Genomic DNA, 19,675 nt, shown 5'->3' on the forward strand with positions numbered 1-19,675 from the left:
CGCGTCCACAGGATGACGCCCGCGAGCGTGACCGGAGAACGACCCACCCTGGCCGGCGGCCTCGCCAACGAGGCATCGGCGCGGAAGCCGGAAGGGCAAAAGACAGAGGACATGGATCCCAGATCAAGTCCGGGATCACGGCAGGAAGAACCCGGGTCCGGTCCGGAGGTCGGAGGGTCGGCTCAGGCGTAGACGGCGCGGCCGGGGCGGACGGCGATCCGGCGCACCAGCAGCGCGATGGCGACGACGGCCAGGGCGATGAACACCAGGAACGACCAGTTGGCGATCGAACCGCCGAGGAAGGTCCAGTCCACCTTGGTGCAATCGCCGCCGCCGCGGAAGATCATCGGGATGGCGCGCTTGAGCGGGAAGGTCTCGATCATCCCGTAGATGTCGCGGCCGCAGGAAGCGACCTCGGGCGGGTTCCATTGCAGCCAGCTCTGGCGGGCCGCGACGAAGGCGCCGAGGGCGGAGAACAGCAGGACCAGCAGGGCCGATGCGATGTGCGCGCCGCGCTGGCGCAGCGCGCCGCCGATGCCGGCCACCAGCGCCACCAGCACCAGGGCGTAGCGCTGCACGATGCACATCGGGCAGGGCTCCAGTCCCACCACGTGCTGCAGGTACAGGCCGAAGGCCAGCATGGCGACGCAGGCCAGGCAGACCAGCCCCAGGATGCGCCGCGGCGCGCTGTCAAACCACTGGATCAAATTCATCTCCCGTCTGGGGCGTCCATGCGGCGCCCTCCACGAACACGCGGGCCCGGCGCGGCGTCACCACCAGCGTCTCGCCCTCCCGGAACCCCATGTCCCTGTACTGCTGCGCAGGGATCTGCGCCTCGACGATGGAGTCCTTCCCCGGCTGTTGGGTTGCCTCGACCGGAATAAGTTCCAGCCGCGCGATCGGCCCGACCACCACCGCGCGGTCCAATTTGACCACGATCCCGCGCGGCCGGCCGCCGGCGTCCAGGCCCTGCCCGGGCACGTGGCGCTGCACCTCCAGGTCGTGCGGCCGCACATAGGCCAGGGCCCTGGCGTTCTGCGCACCGGCGTGCTCGGGCGACTGCAGGTGCATGCCCTCCAGCGTCACCTCGCCCTCGTGGGCGCGGCCGTGGAACAGGTTGACGTCGCCCAGGAAGCCGTAGACGAAGGGGCTGGCCGGGTGGTCCCACACCTCCTGCGGCGAACCGACCTGCTCCACCCGGCCGGCGTTCATCAGCACCACGCGGTCGGCCACCTCCAGCGCCTCTTCCTGGTCGTGGGTGACGAAGATGCTGGTGACGTGCAGTTCGTCGTGCAGCCGCCGCAGCCAGCGCCGCAGCTCCTTGCGCACCTTGGCGTCCAGCGCGCCGAACGGCTCGTCCAGCAGCAGCACCTTGGGCTCCACCGCCAGCGCCCGCGCCAGCGCGATCCGCTGGCGCTGGCCGCCGGACAGCTGCGAGGGGAAGCGGTCGGCCAGCCAGTCCAGCTGCACCAGGCTTAGCAGCTCGTGCACCTTGCTCCTGATTTGCGCCTCGCTCGGGCGCTGGCTGCGCGGCTTCACGCGCAGGCCGAAGGCGACGTTCTCGAACACCGTCATGTGGCGGAACAGCGCGTAATGCTGGAACACGAAGCCGACGTTGCGGTCGCGCACGTGGACGCCGGTCGTGTCCGCGCCGGAGAACAGGATGCTGCCCGCGTCCGCCGTCTCCAGGCCGGCGATGATGCGCAGCAGCGTGGTCTTGCCGCAGCCCGAGGGGCCGAGCAGCGCGATCAGTTCGCCCGAGCGGATGTCCAGCGACACGTCGCGCAGTGCGTGGAAGTCGCCGAAGGTCTTGCTGACGTGGCGGATGTCGATGGTCATGGGGTGTCCTTTCCAAGCCGTTCGCCCTGAGCTTGTCGAAGGGCCCGCGCCGGGGCTTCGACGGGCTCAGCCCGAACGGAATCAATTTGCGCGGCCGGCCGCTCGGGCGATGCATCGGCCGCATTCTTCATCTCGCGCCTGTGCCGCCATTCGACGACGCTCTTGATCGCCAGCGTCGCCAATGCCAGCAGCGCCAGCAGCGAGGCGACGGCGAAGGCGGCGACCGACTGGTATTCGTTGTAGAGGATCTCCACGTGCAGCGGCATGGTGTTGGTCTGGCCGCGGATGTGGCCCGAGACAACCGAGACGGCGCCGAACTCGCCCATCGCCCGCGCGTTGCACAGGATCACGCCGTAGATCAGGCCCCACTTGATGTTGGGCAGGGTCACGTAGCGGAAGGTCTGCCAGCCGCTGGCGCCCAGCACGATGGCGGCCTGTTCCTCGTCGTTGCCCTGCGCCTGCATCAGCGGGATCAGCTCGCGCGCGATGAAGGGAAAGGTGACGAAGATGGTGGCCAGCACGATGCCGGGCACGGCGAAGACGATCTTGACGTCGTGCGCCGCCAGCCAGGGGCCGAACCAGCCCTGGGCGCCGAACATCAGCACGTAGATCAGGCCGGCAACCACCGGCGAGACCGAGAACGGCAGGTCCACCAGCGTCGTCAGGAAGGCCTTGCCGCGGAATTCGTACTTGGCGATGCACCACGCCGCCGCCACGCCGAACACCAGGTTCATCGGCACGGCGATGGCGGCCGTGACCAGCGTCAGCCAGATCGCCGCCCAGGCATCCGGCTCCCGGAAGGCGTCGAGATAGGCGCCCAGGCCCTTGCGCAGCGCCTCGGCGAAGACCGCGGCCAGCGGCAGCACCAGGAACAGCAGCAGGAAGGCCAGCGCGATGGCGGTGAGCGTCCAGCGCACCCACGGCGCCTCGGTGGTGCTGACGCGCCTGACGGAGAGATTGCCCGCACCCATGTCAGGCCCCCGAGCGCTTGCGCTGCCAGGCCTGCAGCGCGTTGATCACCAGCAGCAGCACGAAGGACAGCATCAGCATGACGGTGGCCACCGCGGTGGCGCCGGCGTAGTCGTACTGCTCCAGCTTGCCGATGATCACCAGCGGGGTGATCTCCGACACCATGGGCACGTTGCCGGCGATGAAGATCACCGAGCCGTACTCGCCGATGGCGCGGGCGAAGGCCATCGCGAAGCCGGTCAGCAGCGCCGGCGCGATCGACGGCAGGATCACGCGCAGGAAGGTCTGCAGCCGGGTGGCGCCCAGGCACATCGCCGCTTCTTCCAGCTCCTTTTCCGTGTCTTCCAGCACCGGCTGCACCGTGCGCACCACGAACGGCAGGCCGATGAAGATCAGCGCGATCACCACGCCGTTGGGATTGAACGCCAGCTTGATGCCCAGCGGCTCCAGGTACTGGCCGATCCAGCCGTTGCCCGCCAGCAGGGCGGTGAGCGAGATGCCGGCCACGGCCGTGGGCAGCGCGAACGGCAGGTCCACCAGCGCATCGACCAGCTTCTTGCCGGGGAAGCGGTAGCGCACCAGCACCCAGGCCACCAGCAGGCCGAACACGGCGTTGACCAGCGCCGCGATCAGCGAGGCGCCGAAGGTCAGGCGATAGGACGCCAGCACGCGCGGCGAGCTGACCGCCGCCCAGAACTGCTCCCAGCTCAGGGTAAAGGTCTTGAGCACCAGCGCCGACAGCGGGATCAGGACGATCAGGCCCAGGTACAGCAGCGTGTAGCCCAGCGTCAGGTTGAAGCCGGGCAGCACCTTGCGGTTCGCGCCCGGGGCGCGTGCCGCCACTGCCGGCAGCGGCACGCCGATGGAAGCTGCGGTCATTTCACGGTGTAGATCTGGTCGAATCGGCCGCCGTCGTTGAAGTGCAGCTTCTGCGCCTCGGCCAGCGAGCCGAACAGCTCCTGCACGGTGAACAGCCGGATCGGCTTGAAGGTCGCGGCGTATTTCTTCAGCACCGCCGGCGAGTGCGGACGGATCGAATGCTTCGCCGCGATCTCCTGCCCTTCGTCCGAATACAGGAAGTTCAGGTAGGCCCGGGCCAGTTCCGCCGTGCCCTTCTTGGCCACCGTGCGCTCCACCACCGCCACCGGGTTGTCGGCCACGATGCTGATCGACGGATAGACCGCGTCCACCTTGTTGGCGCCGAACTCCTTGTTGACCGATTCCACTTCCGACTCGAAGGTGACCAGCACGTCGCCGGTGTTGCGCTGCAGGAAGGCCGTGGTGGCGTCGCGCCCGCCCCGGGCCAGCACCGGCACGTTCTTGTACAACCTGGCCATGAAGTCCTGGGCCTGGGCATCGGTGCCGCCCTTCTTCTTCACATAGCCCCAGGCCGCGAGATAGGCGTAGCGGCCATTGCCGCCGGTCTTGGGGTTGACCACGACCACCTGCACTCCCGGCCTGACCAGGTCATCCCAGTCCCTGATGCCCTTGGGATTGCCCTTGCGCACCAGGAACAGCATGGTCGACGACGTGGGCGCGGCGTTGTTCGGAAAGCGGTTGGCCCAGTCCCTGGCGACCACGCCGCGGTCGGCCAGGAACTCGATGTCGGTGGTGGTGTTCATCGTCACCACGTCGGCGTCCAGGCCGTCGGCCACGGCCCGGGCCTGCGCGCTGGAGCCCCCGTGCGACTGGTCGATCTTTACCTCCTTGCCGGTGGCCTTCCTGTAGGCCGGCACGAAGGCGGCGTTGATGTCCTTGTAGAACTCGCGCGCGACGTCGTAGGAGGCATTGAGCAGCGTCTGCTGCTGCGCGCTGGCCAGCCCGCTGGCGGCGACGGCCAGTGCGGCCAGGAAAATCTTGGTCCTGCTGTTCATGAAACACCGTTCTTGTTGAAGGATCGAATTCTGGGGACGGTCCCTTCAAACTCAAACGACTATGTCGTTGTTACTTAATCTCGTAAATTGCATAACGACCGGGCGCCGACTCGGCGCCGGTAGGTCTGCATGCGCCGCGGCTGTAGGCCGGAACCTACCGCAGCCGACAACGACTTCCTGCACAGGCTGCGTGGGCGGGGGCGAAGAATAGGTCATCCATTCATCGCCATGACGCCCAGCCAGACCCTCCAGGGCGCCTCGCCGCCAACGACATTGCCGAGCGCCGCCGCCGGACCGGTTCCCAGCCACCACCATCGCCAGTTCGAAGTCATGGGTGCGCAGCACCGGGCCGAGGGCACGCGTTTCATGGTGTGGGCGCCCAACGCCCGGTCGGTGGCGGTGGTCGGCGCCTTCAACGGCTGGAAGGCGCAGCCGCTGCAACGGCTGCAGGACGGCAGCGGCCGCTGGGGCGCCACCATCGCCGGACCGGCGCCGGGCGACTGCTACAAGTACCGCATCCAGGGTGCCGACGGCCAGACCGTCGACAAGGCCGATCCGTACGCGCTGCGCTGCGAGCACCCGCCCGGCACGGCGTCGGTGGTCTGGGACCTGCAGTACGAATGGAACGACCACGCCTGGATGGCGGCGCGCGGCAAGCGCCAGTCGCAGGCCAGCGCCATGTCGATCTACGAGGTCCACCTGGGCTCCTGGCAGCGCGCCGACGACGGCAAGTTCCTCAACTACCGCGAGATCGGCCGGCGCCTGGCCGCCCACTGCCAGGCCCTGGGCTTCACCCACGTGGAGCTGATGCCGATCACCGAGCACCCGTTCTACGGCTCCTGGGGCTACCAGACCACCGGCTACTACGCACCCACCGCCCGCTACGGCGCGCCCCAGGACCTGATGGCGATGGTGGACGCGCTGCACCAGAGCGGCATCGGCGTGATCCTGGACTGGGTGGCATCGCACTTCCCGTCCGACGCCTTCGCGCTGGCCCGCTTCGACGGCACCGAGCTGTACGAGCACGCCGACCCGCGGCTGGGGTTCCATCCGCAGTGGAACAGCCTGATCTTCAACTACGGCCGCTACGAGGTGCGCGATTTCCTGATCAGCAATGCCGTGTTCTGGCTGGAGAAGTACCACTTCGACGCGATCCGCGTGGACGCCGTGGCCTCGATGCTGTACCTGGATTTCGCCCGCGAGCCCGGCCAGTGGCTGCCCAATCCGGAAGGCGGCAACAGGAACCACGAAGCCGTGGCCTTCCTGCAGGACCTGAACCGCTCGGTGTACGGGCAGTTCCCCGACGTGCACGTGATGGCCGAGGAATCGACCGCCTGGCCCGGCGTGACGCGCCCTGTGCACGACGCCGGCCTGGGCTTCGGCATGAAGTGGAACATGGGCTGGATGAACGACACGCTGCGCTACGTCGCTCGGCCGCACTTCTTTCGCAAGTGGCATGGCGACGACATCCGCTTTTCCGCCGTCTACGCCTTCGACGAGAACTTCATCCTGCCGCTGTCGCACGACGAGGTGGTCTACGGCAAGGGCAGCCTGCTGGAGCGCCAGCCCGGCGACGAGTGGCAGTGCTTCGCCGGCTTGCGCGCGCTGTACGGCTACATGTGGACCCATCCGGGCAAGAAGCTGCTGTTCATGGGCGGCGAGTTCGCCGAGCCGCGCGAGTGGCACCACGAGCGCACGCTGGACTGGCCGCTGTGGCAGCTGCCCGCCCACGCCGGCGTGGCGCGCTGGATCGCCGACCTGAACGCCGCCTACCGCCGGGTGCCGGCGCTGCACGCCACCGACTTCGAGCACGGCAGCTTCGGCTGGGCGCCGCTGCAGCCCGGCGACCCGACGGTGCTGGCCTTCCTGCGGCGCGGCAGCGACGGCGCCACCGTGGTTTCGATCACCAACATGACGCCCGCCGTCCACCACGCGATGCGCATCGGCCTGCCGCACGCCGGCCCCTGGCACGAAATCCTCAACAGCGACGCGGCCGTCTACGGCGGCAGCGGCGTCGGCAACCTGGGCGTGCTGCAGGCCGCGGCCGAGCCGCTGGCCGGCCAGCCCGCCAGCGCCACGCTGACGCTGCCGCCGCTGGCCACGCTGGTCCTGTGCGACCGGCCCATCGATTCATTTCCACCGATCCTCCCCGGAGCCCCGAGCAATGCCCTCCAACCATAAAGTCCTGGCCTTCGTGATGGCCGGCGGCGAAGGCTCGCGCCTGCACCCGCTGACCGCCACCCGCTGCAAGCCGGCCGTGCCCTTCAACGGCAAGCACCGCATCGTCGATTTCGTGCTGTCCAACCTGGTCAACTCCGAGATCTATTCGATCTACCTGCTGGTGCAGTACAAATCGCAATCGCTGATCGAGCACATCCGCCAGTCCTGGACCATGACCCGCTTCATCAAGGACCATTTCGTCACCGTGGTGCCGCCGCAGATGCGCAACGGACCCGAGTGGTTCCAGGGCACCGCCGACGCGGTGTTCCAGAACATCCACCTGATCGAGAGCTTCAAGCCCGACATCGTCGCGGTGTTCGGCGCCGACCACATCTACCGGATGGACGTGCGCCAGATGATCGACTTCCACGTGAAGACCGGCGCCCAGGCCAGCGTCGCCACGCTGCCGGTGAAGCTGGAGCAGTGCGGCGAGTTCGGCATCGTGGAGATCGACGAGGACCACCGCATCACCGAATTCCGCGAAAAGCCCGAGAGCGCCAAGCCGATGCCGGGCAGCAGCACCCACGCGCTGGCCTCGATGGGCAACTACATCTTCAACGCCGACGTGCTGCTGCAGGCGCTGCACCGGATGAAGGAGACCGGCCAGTCCGACTTCGGCAAGCACATCCTGCCGTCGATGGTCTCCAGCCACAAGCTAGTGGCCTACGACTTCGACACCAACAGCATCCCCGGCACCGAGTCGTACGAGGAGCACGCCTACTGGCGCGACGTCGGCACCATCGACTCGTACTTCGCGGCGCACTTCGACACCCTGGGCGCAACCCCGAAGTTCCGCATGACCAACAGCCGCTGGCCGATCTACGCCAGCCCCGACCAGGCCGAGTCGGCCCAGATCGAGCACGGCACCATCCACCGCTCGGTGGTCGGCTCCGGCTGCGTGGTGGACGGCGCCACGCTGGACCACGCGATGCTGCGGCGCTCGGTGCTGGTGGAGCGGGACGCCCGGCTGGAGCACTGCATCATCATGGAGCGCTCGCGCATCGGCACCGGAGCGCTGGTGCGCCGCGCCATCATCGACCAGGACAACGACGTGCCGCCGCAGGAGCGGATCGGCTTCGACCTGGTGCAGGACCGCGAGCGCTTCCAGGTCACCGAGAGCGGCATCGTGGTGGTGCCGGCCGGTTTTTTCCCGCCGCGCGCCACCGCCAACCCCTTCCTGTCGCCGCAGGCGCCGTCCGAGGCCTGGTCCGACCACGCGCCTGGGATGGAGGTGCTCACGTGAGCGAGCCCTGCCAGCCCGGGCGGCCCTGGCCGCTCGGCGCGACCGTGGGCGCCGGCGGCGTGAACTTCGCCGTGTATTCCGGCGTCGCCGCCAAGGTGGAGATCTGCCTGTTCGATGCCGACGGCATGGCCGAGACCCGCCGCATCGCCCTGCCCTGCCGCAGCGACGCGATCTGGCACGGCTTCGTTCCCGGCCTGCAGCCCGGCGCGAAGTACGGCCTGCGGGTGCACGGCCCCTACGAGCCCGAGTCCGGCGTGCGCTGCAATCCGGCCAAGCTGCTGCTCGATCCCTATGCCCGCGCGCTGGACCGGGCGCTGCACGGCGCGGCCTGGCAATACGCCTACGTGCTGGGCAACGAGGAACAGGACCTGCTGCGCGACGACACCGACAACGCCGGCGAAGCCGCCAAGTGCGTGGTGGTGGACCACGCCTTCGACTGGGGCGGCGACGCCCCGCCCGAGATTCCGATGGCGCGCAGCGTGTTCTACGAGCTGCACGTCAAGGGCTTCACCCGGCAGCTGCCCGGGGTGCCGCAGGAGCTGCGCGGCACCTACGCCGGGCTGGCCAACCCGGCCGCGATCGACTACCTCAAGGGCCTGGGCGTGACGGCGGTGGAACTGCTGCCGGTCCACGCGTTCAACGACGAGCGGCGGCTGATCGACCTGGGCCTGGGCAACTACTGGGGCTACAACACCGTCGGCTTCTTCGCACCCGATCCGCGCTACAGCTCGCAGGCCGGCGCCGCCGGCGTCGCCGAATTCAAGGGCATGGTCAAGGCGCTGCATGCGGCCGGCCTGGAAGTGATCCTGGACGTGGTCTACAACCACACGGCAGAAGGCAACCACCTGGGGCCGACGGTCTGCTTCAAGGGCATCGACAACGGCGCCTTCTACCGGCTGGCGCCGGACCCGCGCTACTACATCGACTACACCGGCACCGGCAACACGGTGGACGCCAGCAACCCGCCGACGCTGCGGCTGGTGATGGACAGCCTGCGCTACTGGGTGCAGGAGATGCACGTGGACGGCTTCCGCTTCGACTTGGTGCCGGCCATCGGCCGCAACGGCGCCGGCGAGTTCGACCACCGGGCGCCGTTCCTGGCGGCGGTGGCGCAGGACCCGGTGCTGCGCCGGGTCAAGCTGATCGCCGAGCCCTGGGACATCGGCGAGAACGGCTACCAGGTCGGCGGCTTCCCGGCCGGCTGGTCCGAATGGAACGGCCGCTACCGCGACGCGGTGCGCGACTTCTGGCGCAGCTCGGAAGGCGCGATCCGCGAGTTCGCGGCCCGCTTGTGCGGCTCGGCCGACATCTACGCGGGGTCGGGGCGCAATCCCGAGGCCAGCGTCAACTGCATCACCGTGCACGACGGCTTCACGCTGCACGACCTGGTCAGCTACAACGACAAGCACAACGAGGCCAACCAGGAAGAGAACCGCGACGGCGAAAGCCACAACCGCAGCTGGAACTGCGGCGAGGAGGGCGAGACCGCCGACCCCGCGATCCAGGCCCTGCGCGAGCGCCAGAAGCGCAACTTCCTGGCCACCCTGCTGGTCTCGCGCGGCGTCCCGCTGCTGCTGGGCGGCGACGAGATGAGCCGCACCCAGGGCGGCAACAACAACGCCTATTGCCAGGACAACGAGGTGAGCTGGGTGGACTGGGAGCGCGCCCGCCAGCAGCAGCCGCTGATCGATTTCGTGCGGGCACTGACGCAGCTGCGCCAGCAACTGCCGGTGCTGCGCCGCAACCAGTGGCTGACCGGCGACGAGGACGCGCAAGGCGTGCGCGACATCGGCTGGTTCAGCGTCTGGGGCCAGGAGATGACGCAGGAGGAGTGGGACGATCCGGCCGTGCGCTGCGTGGCGGCGCTGCTGGACGGCCGCTGCGGCGACGAACCCGGCGCCACCGTGCTGCTGGCCTTCAACGCGTCCCGCGACGCCGTCACGTTCACCCTGCCGCCGCAGCCGGAGGGCAGCGCCGACTGGTCGCTGCGCATCGACACCGCCCAGGGCCACTTCGGCGCGGCCGATGCGCCGGCGATCGCCGCCGGCGGCCAGCTGGAACTGCAAAGCCACGCGATGGCGGTGCTGGTCCAGCCGACGGGTTCCTGAGCATGCGCTGCGTGCATCCGATGCCGTTCGGGGCGGCGCCGCGCGCCGGCGGCGGCGTCGACTTCCGGCTCTGGGCCCCCGCTGCGCAGCGCTGCGACCTGGTGCTTGGCGCCAGCGGTGAGCAGCTGCTGGCGGCCGAGCGCGACGCCGACGGCTGGTGGCACTGCTTCCGGCCGGGAGCGGCCGCCGGCAGCCGCTACCGCTGGCGCATCGACGGCGGCCTGCTGGCGCCGGATCCGGCCTCGCGCAGCAACCCGGACGGCGTGCACCACCCGAGCTGCGTCGTCGACCCCGCGCGCTTCGAGTGGGACGAAGACTGGCGCGGCCGGCCCTGGAGCGAGGTGGTGCTGTACGAGCTGCACGTCGGCGCCTTCACCCCGGAGGGAACGTTTGCAGCGGCCGCGTCGAAACTGGCCCAGCTCGCCGCACTGGGCATCACCGCCATCGAGCTGATGCCGGTCGGCGCCTACGGCGGCCGCTTCGGCTGGGGCTATGACGGCGTGCTGCCGTACGCGCCGCATCCCGCCTACGGCAGTCCCGAGGACCTCAAGCAGCTGGTGCAGCAGGCGCACCGGCTCGGCCTGATGGTGTTCCTGGACGTGGTCTACAACCACTTCGGGCCGGACGGCAATTACCTGCATGCCTACGCGCCGCAGTTCTTCTCGGCGACGCACCAGAGCCCGTGGGGCGCGGCCCTGAACTTCGACGGCCCGGGCAGCCGCCCGGTGCGCGAGTTCTTCATCCACAACGCGCTGTACTGGATCGAGGAATACCGCATCGACGGCCTGCGGCTGGATGCGGTCCACGCGATCGTCGACGCCAGCCGGCCCGACCTGCTGGAGGAACTGTCGTCGCGGGTGCGCGCCGCCGCCGGCGGGCGCCACGTCCACCTGGTGGGCGAGAACGAGGACAACGTCCACCAGCGGCTGGCGCCGCGGCCGCAGCCGGGCTGCTATGACGGCCAGTGGAACGACGATTTCCACCACGCGCTGTTCGTGGCGCTGACCGGCGACAGCAGCGGCTACTACCACGACTACGGCAGCCGGCCGGTGGACCTGCTGGCCCGCGCGCTGACCCACGGCATGCTGTTCGAGGGGTCGCACCGCTGGCCGGGCGGCGCGCGCGAGCAGTGCATCGCCGCCCCGCCGCAGCACCTGCCGGCGATGGTCAACGCCGCCCACAACCACGACCAGGTCGGCAACCGCGCCTTCGGCGAACGGCTGGCACGGCTGGTGCCGCCGCCCGCCGCCGAACTGGCCACCCTGCTGGCCCTGCTGACGCCGGCGACGCCGCTGCTGTTATTCGGCGAGGAAACGGGCGCCGACACGCCCTTCCTGTATTTCGCCGACTGGGAGGGCGAGCTGCGCGACGCCGTGCGCAGCGGCCGCCGGCGCGAGTTCAGCCACGCGGCCAAAGGCGCGGACGGCCAGGCGCACGAGTTGCCCGATCCATGCAGCGAGGCGACCTTCGCCTCGACGCGCCTGGACGACGAGCACCGCCACGGCGAACGGGGCCGCCGCTGGCTGCAGATGGTCGGGGACGCGCTGGCGATGCGGCGGCAGTTCATCGTGCCGCGGCAGCACCTGCTACTGCAGGGCGAGCATCGGTCCGGGCGCGTCGGCGCCACCGGCATCCGCGTGCGCTGGAACTACGCCGGCGGCGCGGTGCTGGCGCTCGATCTGAACATCGGGCCGGCAGCCATCGACGTGCCGGCCTCCGGCGAAGCGGCCGGCCAGGTGCTGTTCGCGCACGGCCGCGGCGACCGAGATCCGCGGACGGCGCACTGGCCGGCCTGGTCGGCGCTCTGGTGGCTGGGCAACAATGGCGCGACCTCAGCATGAACGACCACGTCCAAGCATCCCCCAGCCTGCAGCAGCTCGCCGAGCGCAGCGGAGTGGCGGTGCGCTACTACAGCTTCTACGGCGAGGACAAGGCGGTGCCGGACGAGGTGCTGCGCAAGGCGCTGACGGCGATGGGCGTGGACCCGGATGCGCCTGCCGGGGCGCCGGAAACCGGCCTGCTTGCGCCCGTCCTTGTCACCGACGAAGGAACGCCCGCCAGGGTGCTGCTGGGCGCGGGCGCCGGCCGGGTGCGCTGGCAGCTCAGCGGCGAAGGCGGGGCGCGCAGCGGCGAGAGCGTGGCGCACGAGGGCGGGCAAGCGATCGAGCTCGGCGCCGACCTCGCGCCCGGCTACCATGCACTGCGCGTGGACGGAACCGAGGCCGAATGCCTGGTGATCGTCGCGCCGCCGCGCTGCTGGGTGCATCCGGCGCTGGCCGCCGGCGAGCGCTGGTGGGGCTGCACCATCCAGCTGTACGCGCTGCGCTCCTCGCGCAACTGGGGCATCGGCGACTTCGGCGACCTGCGCCAGCTGGCGGTGATGCTGGCGCGCCAGGGCGGCTCCTTCATCGGCCTGTCGCCGCTGCACGCGCTGTTCCCGCACCGGCCGCAGGTGGCGAGCCCCTACAGCCCGTCCAGCCGCAACGCCCTCAACCCGCTCTACATCGACGTGCAGTCGCTGCCGGAACTGGCCGCCTGCCGCCAGGCCGGCGCGCTGGTGGACAGCGAGGGCTTCCAGCAGCGCCTGCGCGAGCTGCGCGACGCCGAGATGGTCGACTATCCGGGCGTGCTGGCGGCCAAGGACGAAGTGCTGTCGCTGCTGTGGCCGCACTTCCGCCGCCACGAGCTGGACGCCCGCACGCCGCGCGGCGAGCGCTTCCGCGCCTTCGCGCAGGAGCGGCGCGAGACGCTGGGCCGGCACGCGCTGTTCGAGGCCCTGCAGGCCCACTTGTTCGCGGCCGACGCCGACGTCTGGGGCTGGCCGGCCTGGCCGCAGGCGTTCAAGGATCCGCACGGCGACTGCGTGGCCGGCTTCGCCGACAAGCACGGCGACGCCGTGCAATACCGGCTCTGGCTGCAGTGGCTGGCCGAGGAGCAGCTGGAAGCGGCGCAGCGGCTGGCGCGCGCGCACGGCATGGGGCTGGGCCTGTACTGCGACCTCGCTGTGGGGGTCAACGAGGGCGGCGCCGACACCTGGAGCGATCCCTCGATGTACGCGCTGGGCATGCACATCGGCGCGCCGCCCGACCCGCTGGCCACCGGCGGCCAGGACTGGGGCCTGCCGCCGCTCAACCCGCTGCGGCTGGCCGGCGGCCAGTTCAAGCCCTTCATCGACACCATCCGCGCCAACATGCGGCATGCCGGCGCGCTGCGGCTGGACCACGTGATGGGCCTGATGCGCCTGTTCTGGACCGGCAGCGAGGGCGGCACCTACGTGCGCTATCCGCTGGAAGCGCTGCTGGCGATCCTGGCGCTTGAGAGCCACCGGCATCGCTGCATGGTGATCGGCGAGGACCTGGGCAACGTGGCGCCGGAGATGCGCCAGGCCATGCACGACAAGGTGCTGCTGTCGTACAAGCCGCTGCTGTTCGAGCGCAACGAGGACGGCAGCTTCCGCGCGCCCGGCCAGTGGCAGGCGCAGGCGCTGGCCGTGGTCAGCACCCACGACCTGCCGACGCTGCGCGGCTTCTGGCGCGGCGAGGACCTGCAGCTGCAGCAGCGGCTCGGGCTGTACCCGAACCAGGAGAGCTTCGACCGCGCCGTGATCGACCGCTCGCGCGACCGGGCGCGGCTGCTGCTGGCGCTGGAGCACCAGCGGCTGCTGCCGGCCGGGGCGACGGTGCAGGACACGTCGCTGCCGGACGCGACGCCGGCACTGGTGGAAGCCGTGTATGCCTACCTGGCGCGCACGCCCTGCTGGCTGGTGGGCGTGCAGCTGGAAGACGTCACCGGCCAGCTGCTGCAGGTCAACGTGCCCGGCACCGGCGAGGACACCTATCCCAACTGGCGGCGCAAGATCGGGGTGCCGGTGGACCGGCTCGGCGAGGACGCGCGCTTCCTCGCCGTGGCGGGTGCGCTGCGCCAGCAGCGCACGGGCCCGGCGCCGATGGATGCCGCCGCCCTTGCGCCGCTGGACAGCGCGCTGATCCCGCTGTCCACCTATCGCGTGCAGTTCCATGCCGGCTGCCGCTTCGACGACGTGGCGGCCGCCGTCCCCTACCTCGCGGCGCTCGGCATCAGCCATCTGTACAGCTCGCCGTACCTGAAGGCCAGGCCCGGCAGCACCCACGGCTACGACATCGTCGACCACAACGAAGTGAACCCGGAAGTGGGCACGGAGCAGGAGCACGAGCGCATGTGCCGGGCCTTGCGCCGGCACGGCATGGGCCAGATGCTGGACGTGGTGCCCAACCACATGGGCGTGCTGGAGACCGACAACGGCTGGTGGCTGGACGTGCTGGAACACGGCCAGGCCTCGCTGCACGCCGAGACCTTCGACATCGAATGGCACCCGGCCGAACCCGGCATGGAAGGCCGCGTGCTGCTGCCGGTGCTGGGCGACCATTACGGCAAGGTGCTGGACGCCGGCGAGCTGCAGCTCAAGTTCGACCATGAGGCCGGCGAGTTCAGCCTGCATTACTACGCACACCGGTTCCCGATCGACCCGCGCGACACGCCGGCGATCTTCAGCGCGGCGCCCTGGCCGCCGGCCGCCGACGACGGCGAGCGCGATGCCCACGCGGTGGTCGCCTCGCTGCTGGACGCCTTTTCCAACCTGCCGCCGCGCGAACGCACCGACGCAGCGTCGCGCCAGCGCCGCCATCGCGACAGCGGCCTGCACAAGCGCGCGCTGGCGCGGCTGGTCCGCAGCCACGGCTGGCTGGCGCGCTGGATCGACCAGTGCCTGCTGCACCTGAACGGCCAGCCGGGCGACAGCGCCAGCCACGATCCGCTGCACGCGCTGATCCTGCGCCAGGCCTGGCGGGCCGCCGACTGGCGGGTGGCCAGCGACGACGTCAACTACCGGCGCTTCTTCGACGTCAACACGCTGGCCGGCCTGCGGATGGAGCGGCCGGACGTGTTCGAGGCCACCCACCGGCGGGTGCTGCGCTGGCTGCAGGACGGCCACCTGGCGGCGCTGCGGATCGACCACCCGGACGGCCTGAGCGACCCGCAGCAGTACTTCGAGCGGCTGCAATCGCGCTATGCGGCGATGGCCACCCTCACCGGCGGCGAACCGCGCGCGCTGTACCTGGTGGTGGAGAAGATCCTGGCCGACCACGAGGCGATGCCGGCCGGCTGGCCGGTGCACGGCGGCACCGGCTACCGCTTCGCCAGCCTGGTGAACGCGCTGTTCGTGGACGCGCAGCGGGCCGAGGAGTTCGACCGCGCCTACCGCGCCTTCAGCGGGCAGGACGAGAGCTTCGAGGAGATCGTCTATCGCTGCAAGAAGCTGATCGTGGAGACGGCGCTGTTCAGCGAGCTGGACTGGCTCAGCGGCCAGCTGGCGCGCATCAGCCGCGCCGACCGCCGCACCTGCGACTTCACGCGCAACCGGCTGCGCAACGCGCTGGCCGAAGTGGCCGCGGCCTTTCCGGTCTACCGCACTTACCTGCGGCCGGGCGAAGAGGCCACGGCCACCGACACCCGGCACATCGACTGGGCCATCGCAGCGGCCGGCCGGCGCCTGGGCGGGGCCGAAAGCGCGGTGCTGGACCACTTGCGCAAGGTGCTGCTCGGGGAGCTGCCGGTGGAACCTGCCCTGCGCGACCGCTTCGTGGCGCGCTGGCAGCAGTTCACCGCGCCGGTGATGGCCAAGTCGGTGGAAGACACCGCCTTCTACCGCTACCTGCGGCTGGCGTCCCTGAACGACGTCGGCGGCGACCCGGGCCGCTTCGGCCTGTCGGTGGCGGCCTTCCACGCGGCCAACCAGTCGCGCTCGCGCTTTCGCCCGCACGGCATGCTGGCCACCTCCACCCACGACAGCAAGCGCTCGGAAGACCTTCGGGCCCGCATCGACGTGCTGTCGGAGCTGCCCGGGGTCTGGCTGGAACGCGCCGGGCGCTGGGCAGACATGGCGCAGCGCTACGTGACGCGCACCGACGCCGGCGACGCCCCCTCGCGCAACGACCTGTGGCTGCTGTTCCAGACGCTGGCCGGCGTCTGGCCGGCGCAGCCGCCGGCGGCCGAAGCCGTCGACGCGCTGCGCGAACGGGTGCAGGCCTACATGCTCAAGGCGGTGCGCGAGGCCAAGTGCCGCACCAGCTGGACCAGCCCGGACCAGCCCTACGAGACCGCGCTGCGCGACTGCATCGCCGGCCTGCTGCGTTCGGGCGGCCCCAATCCCTTCCTCACCGACCTGCAGGAGTTCGCTGCGCAGATCGCACCCTTCGGCCTGCACAACAGCATGAGCCAGCTGGCACTGAAGTTCACCGTGCCCGGCATGCCAGACCTGTACCAGGGCTGCGAGGAATGGAACTTCAGGCTGGTCGATCCCGACAACCGCGCGCCGGTGGATTTCGCCCGGCTGGCGGCGCAGCTGCAAGCGCTGCAGCCGCTGTACGCGCAGGGGCATCCGCGCGCCGCGCACTGGCAGGAGCTGCAGCGCAGCGTCGGCGACAACCGGCTCAAGCAGCTGCTCACCTGGCGGCTGCTGCAACTGCGCCGTTCGCGCAAGTTGCTGCTGCAGCACGGCGCCTACCTGCCGGTGCCCGCGGAGGGCGAGGCGGCGCAGCACGTCGCCGCCTTCGCCCGCAGCCGCGACAGCGACGCGCTGCTGGTGGTGGCGTCGCGCCTGACCTACACGCTGTGCGGGGGCGAGACCGGGCGCTGGGGCGGCACGGCCTGGTCCGGCACGCTGCTGCGGATCGGCGCCGACCAGCCGGCGTTGAACCGGATCGGCGCCTGGCGCGACTGGATCACGGGCCGCAGCGTGCCGGCGACGGCGCAGGCCGATGGCAGCGCCACGCTGGACCTGTCGCAGGTGTTCGCGGGCAATGGCCATGCGCCGCTGCCGTTCGCCGTGCTGTTGCCCGACGACGAGGTGCCGGCGCCATGAAGATCCTGTTCGCCACGCCCGAATGCGCGCCCTTCGTCAAGACCGGCGGCCTGGGCGACGTCAGCGGCGCGCTGCCGCCGGTGCTGGCCCGCCTGGGCCACGACGTGCGGCTGCTGATGCCCGCCTACGCCGGCCTCAAGTTGTCGGGCGACGTGCTGGCGACCGTCGACGTTCCGGCGCAAGCGCAATGGCCGGCGGCGCAGCTGCTGGAGGTCGACGCCGGCACCGGCGTGCGCCTGCTGCTGCTGGCCTGCCCCGCCCTGTACGAACGCGCCGGCAGCCCCTACGTCGACCCGCATGGCGCGGACCACCACGACAACGCCCTGCGCTTCGGCTTTCTCAGCCACGTCGCGGCACGGCTTGGCACGGCGCGCAGCCCGTTGCCGCAATGGCAGGCCGACGTCGTCCACGCCAACGACTGGCCGCTGGGCCTGGCGCCGCTGTACCTGGCGCAGGCCCGCGAAGAGGGGCCCGCCGGCAGCGTGGCCGCCAGCGTGCTGACCATCCACAACCTGCTGTTCCAGGGCCTGTTCCCAATGGAGAGCGCCGATGCGCTGGGCGTGCCCTGGCACTGGCGCGGCATCGACGGGGTGGAGTTCTACGGCCACCTCTCCATGCTCAAGGCGGGCCTGCAGTTCGCCGACGCGATCACCACCGTGAGCCCGACCTACGCGCGCGAGATCCAGACCCGCGAGGCCGGCGTCGGCCTGGACGGCATGCTGCGCTCGCGCGCCGGGCGCCTGAGCGGAATCCTCAACGGCATCGACACGGGGGTCTGGAATCCATTGACGGACGCGCTGCTGCCGCACCGCTACGACGCCAGGTCGCTGGCGCTGAAGGCGCTGGACAAGTCGGCGCTGCAGGCGCGCTGCCACCTGCAGCCGCGCCCGGCAGCAATGCTGTTCGCCGTCGTCAGCCGGCTCACCGCGCAAAAGGGCATCGACCTGGTGCTGGAGGCGCTGCCGTCGATCGTGGAGGGCGGCGGCCAGCTGGCGGTGCTGGGCCAGGGCGAGCCGGAATTGCAGTCCGCGCTGGTGGCCGCAGCGGCGCGCCATCCCGGCGCCGTCGCGGTGCACGTGGGCTTCGACGAGGCGCTGGCGCACCTGATCGAAGCCGGCGCCGACTGCTTCCTGATGCCGTCGCGCTTCGAGCCCTGCGGCCTGAACCAGATGTACAGCCAGGCCTACGGCACGCCGCCGCTGGTCAATGCGGTCGGCGGGCTGGCGGATTCGGTGACCGACAGCGACGCCGCCAGCGACGGCACCGGCTTCGTGATGCGCTCGGCGGACAGCGCCGGCTTTGCCGACGCCCTGCAGCGCGCCCGCGCCGCCTATGCGGAGACCCCGCGCTGGCGCCGCATCCAGGCCGCCGGCATGGCGCGCGACTTCGGCTGGGACCGGAGCGCGGCGGAATACGTCCAGGTGTACCGGAAAGCACTGTCGTCACGGGCCTGATCCGGGCGCCCTGCCCGGCCTGGCCGTCCGCGCGCAAGTTCATGCGAACAAGAAGGCGCGCAGAAGGATGGATCCCGGGTCAAGCCCGGGATGACAGATCATTTCTCCAGCACGCCGGCCATGTTGTCGCCTAGAAAATCGAGGAAGCGCCGGACTGCCGGCACCAGCCCGCGGCGCGAGGGGAACACCGCGTGCACGAATCCCGGCGGCGGCGCCCAGCCCTTGAGCACGCAGACCAGCCGGCCGGCCTTCATTTCGTCGGCGCACATGTAGTCGGGCAGCACGCTCATGCCGGTGCCCTGCAGCACCGCGAACTTGAGCGTCGTCAGGTCGTTGGCGGTGTAGCAGGGCCGGTGCTGCAACTCGTGGATGCGCCCGCCCGGGCCCACCAGCTTCCAGCTGGCGCGGCCGTCGGCGGCCGACATCGCCACGGTGGGCAGCTTGTGCAGGTCGTCCGGCGATGCGATGCCGCCGTGCTTCTTCAGCAGCTGCGGACACGCCACCAGCACGCCATAGGTGATGCCGAGGTTCTTCACCACCAGGCTGCCGCTGTCGTCGAGCGTGGGCCGCACGCGCAGCGCAACGTCCACGCCCTCCTGCACCAGGTCGACCACGCGGTTGTCCACCTGCATGTCCACCCGCACGTGCGGATGCCGCTCCAGAAAGCGTGGCAGCAACTGGCCGATGGTGCTCTGCGCCAGCGTCACCGGGCAGGTGACGCGGATGGTGCCGCGCGGCTCGGTCAGCACCTGAGAGACCGCCTCCTGCGCCGCCTCGGCGTCCTCGCGCATCGCGACGCAGTGGCGGTGATAGAGCTCGCCGGCCTCGGTCAGGGACAGCTTGCGGGTGGTCCGCTGCAGCAGCCGCACGCCCAGCCGCTCCTCCAGCTCGGCGACCCGTCGCGACAGCCGCGACTTCGGGATGCCCAGGGCCCGGCCGGCGGCGGCGAAACCGCCCCGGTCCACCACCTCGGCGAAATACAGCATGTCGTTCAGGTCTTGCATGGTCGCTCCATCGTCCTACTGACAGAACAATGTAATGCGAATCAGCCGTCTTATCAAAGCATTAGC

General features: G+C 70.5%; 12 protein-coding genes. 6 read left to right on the top strand and 6 right to left on the bottom strand.

Going from position 1 to position 19,675, the window contains the following annotated elements; all coding sequences use genetic code 11:
• Positions 1–182 precede the first annotated feature (182 nt).
• Genes ACFPOE_RS06890 through ACFPOE_RS06910 form a run of 5 tightly spaced genes read right to left on the bottom strand, consistent with a single transcriptional unit; the run spans position 183 to position 4,682 of the window.
• Positions 183–713 carry a disulfide bond formation protein B gene (locus ACFPOE_RS06890; protein ID WP_376849280.1) on the bottom strand — a complete coding sequence of 177 codons (531 nt, stop codon included), beginning with the start codon at positions 711–713 and terminating at the stop codon, positions 183–185.
• Positions 691–1,839 carry a sulfate/molybdate ABC transporter ATP-binding protein gene (locus ACFPOE_RS06895; RefSeq protein ID WP_376849281.1) on the bottom strand — a complete coding sequence of 383 codons (1,149 nt, stop codon included), beginning with the start codon at positions 1,837–1,839 and terminating at the stop codon, positions 691–693. The genes ACFPOE_RS06890 and ACFPOE_RS06895 overlap by 23 nt, the downstream gene beginning before the upstream one ends.
• Complete coding sequence (cysW, locus tag ACFPOE_RS06900; protein WP_376849282.1) at positions 1,836–2,810, bottom strand: sulfate ABC transporter permease subunit CysW; 975 nt, start codon at positions 2,808–2,810, stop codon at positions 1,836–1,838. Before cysW ends, ACFPOE_RS06895 begins: the two co-directional genes overlap by 4 nt.
• A 1-nt stretch (position 2,811) precedes the next feature.
• Positions 2,812–3,687 carry a sulfate ABC transporter permease subunit CysT gene (cysT, locus tag ACFPOE_RS06905; RefSeq protein ID WP_376849283.1) on the bottom strand — a complete coding sequence of 292 codons (876 nt, stop codon included), beginning with the start codon at positions 3,685–3,687 and terminating at the stop codon, positions 2,812–2,814.
• A complete protein-coding gene (locus ACFPOE_RS06910) occupies positions 3,684–4,682 on the bottom strand; it encodes a sulfate ABC transporter substrate-binding protein (RefSeq protein WP_376849284.1) in 999 nt (332 codons plus the stop codon). The genes cysT and ACFPOE_RS06910 overlap by 4 nt, the downstream gene beginning before the upstream one ends.
• A 228-nt stretch (positions 4,683–4,910) precedes the next feature.
• On the opposite strand from ACFPOE_RS06910, the gene glgB reads away from it, so the two are divergent.
• From glgB to glgA, 6 genes are read left to right on the top strand one after another with little or no spacing between them, the layout of a single operon-like run.
• Positions 4,911–6,863, top strand: coding sequence for a 1,4-alpha-glucan branching protein GlgB (gene glgB / locus ACFPOE_RS06915; RefSeq protein ID WP_376849285.1), 1,953 nt, complete (start codon positions 4,911–4,913; stop codon positions 6,861–6,863).
• Positions 6,847–8,145 carry a glucose-1-phosphate adenylyltransferase gene (locus ACFPOE_RS06920; RefSeq protein ID WP_376849286.1) on the top strand — a complete coding sequence of 433 codons (1,299 nt, stop codon included), beginning with the start codon at positions 6,847–6,849 and terminating at the stop codon, positions 8,143–8,145. The genes glgB and ACFPOE_RS06920 overlap by 17 nt, the downstream gene beginning before the upstream one ends.
• Positions 8,142–10,253, top strand: a complete 2,112-nt coding sequence (gene glgX / locus ACFPOE_RS06925; protein ID WP_376849287.1) for a glycogen debranching protein GlgX — start codon at positions 8,142–8,144, stop codon at positions 10,251–10,253. The genes ACFPOE_RS06920 and glgX overlap by 4 nt, the downstream gene beginning before the upstream one ends.
• A gap of 20 nt (positions 10,254–10,273) precedes the next feature.
• Positions 10,274–12,094: a malto-oligosyltrehalose trehalohydrolase gene (treZ, locus tag ACFPOE_RS06930; protein ID WP_376850614.1), complete on the top strand. Its 1,821-nt coding sequence runs from the start codon at positions 10,274–10,276 to the stop codon at positions 12,092–12,094.
• Entirely contained in the window at positions 12,091–17,151 is a 5,061-nt protein-coding gene (locus ACFPOE_RS06935; RefSeq protein WP_376849288.1) for a malto-oligosyltrehalose synthase, read from the top strand. Before treZ ends, ACFPOE_RS06935 begins: the two co-directional genes overlap by 4 nt.
• On the top strand, positions 17,148–18,605 hold the full coding sequence (glgA, locus tag ACFPOE_RS06940) for a glycogen synthase GlgA (RefSeq protein ID WP_376849289.1): 1,458 nt from the start codon (positions 17,148–17,150) through the stop codon (positions 18,603–18,605). The genes ACFPOE_RS06935 and glgA overlap by 4 nt, the downstream gene beginning before the upstream one ends.
• Positions 18,606–18,703: 98 nt before the next feature.
• On the opposite strand, the gene ACFPOE_RS06945 is transcribed toward glgA, so the two are convergent.
• The gene (locus tag ACFPOE_RS06945; protein WP_376849290.1) at positions 18,704–19,609 is read right to left on the bottom strand and encodes a LysR substrate-binding domain-containing protein; all 906 of its coding nucleotides are present in this window, start codon (positions 19,607–19,609) and stop codon (positions 18,704–18,706) included.
• Positions 19,610–19,675: the final 66 nt, after the last annotated feature.

Origin of the sequence: Caenimonas terrae, assembly GCF_042655405.1 — a bacterium.
Taxonomy (GTDB): Bacteria; Pseudomonadota; Gammaproteobacteria; order Burkholderiales; family Burkholderiaceae_C; genus Ramlibacter; species Ramlibacter terrae_A.

Coding starts and splice junctions, on each gene's coding strand:
- ACFPOE_RS06890 (WP_376849280.1), bottom strand. CDS start 713: ATGAATTTGATCCAGTGGTTTGACAGCGCGCCGCGGCGCATCCTGGGG.
- ACFPOE_RS06895 (WP_376849281.1), bottom strand. CDS start 1,839: ATGACCATCGACATCCGCCACGTCAGCAAGACCTTCGGCGACTTCCAC.
- cysW (WP_376849282.1), bottom strand. CDS start 2,810: ATGGGTGCGGGCAATCTCTCCGTCAGGCGCGTCAGCACCACCGAGGCG.
- cysT (WP_376849283.1), bottom strand. CDS start 3,687: ATGACCGCAGCTTCCATCGGCGTGCCGCTGCCGGCAGTGGCGGCACGC.
- ACFPOE_RS06910 (WP_376849284.1), bottom strand. CDS start 4,682: ATGAACAGCAGGACCAAGATTTTCCTGGCCGCACTGGCCGTCGCCGCC.
- glgB (WP_376849285.1), top strand. CDS start 4,911: ATGACGCCCAGCCAGACCCTCCAGGGCGCCTCGCCGCCAACGACATTG.
- ACFPOE_RS06920 (WP_376849286.1), top strand. CDS start 6,847: ATGCCCTCCAACCATAAAGTCCTGGCCTTCGTGATGGCCGGCGGCGAA.
- treZ (WP_376850614.1), top strand. CDS start 10,274: ATGCCGTTCGGGGCGGCGCCGCGCGCCGGCGGCGGCGTCGACTTCCGG.
- ACFPOE_RS06935 (WP_376849288.1), top strand. CDS start 12,091: ATGAACGACCACGTCCAAGCATCCCCCAGCCTGCAGCAGCTCGCCGAG.
- glgA (WP_376849289.1), top strand. CDS start 17,148: ATGAAGATCCTGTTCGCCACGCCCGAATGCGCGCCCTTCGTCAAGACC.
- ACFPOE_RS06945 (WP_376849290.1), bottom strand. CDS start 19,609: ATGCAAGACCTGAACGACATGCTGTATTTCGCCGAGGTGGTGGACCGG.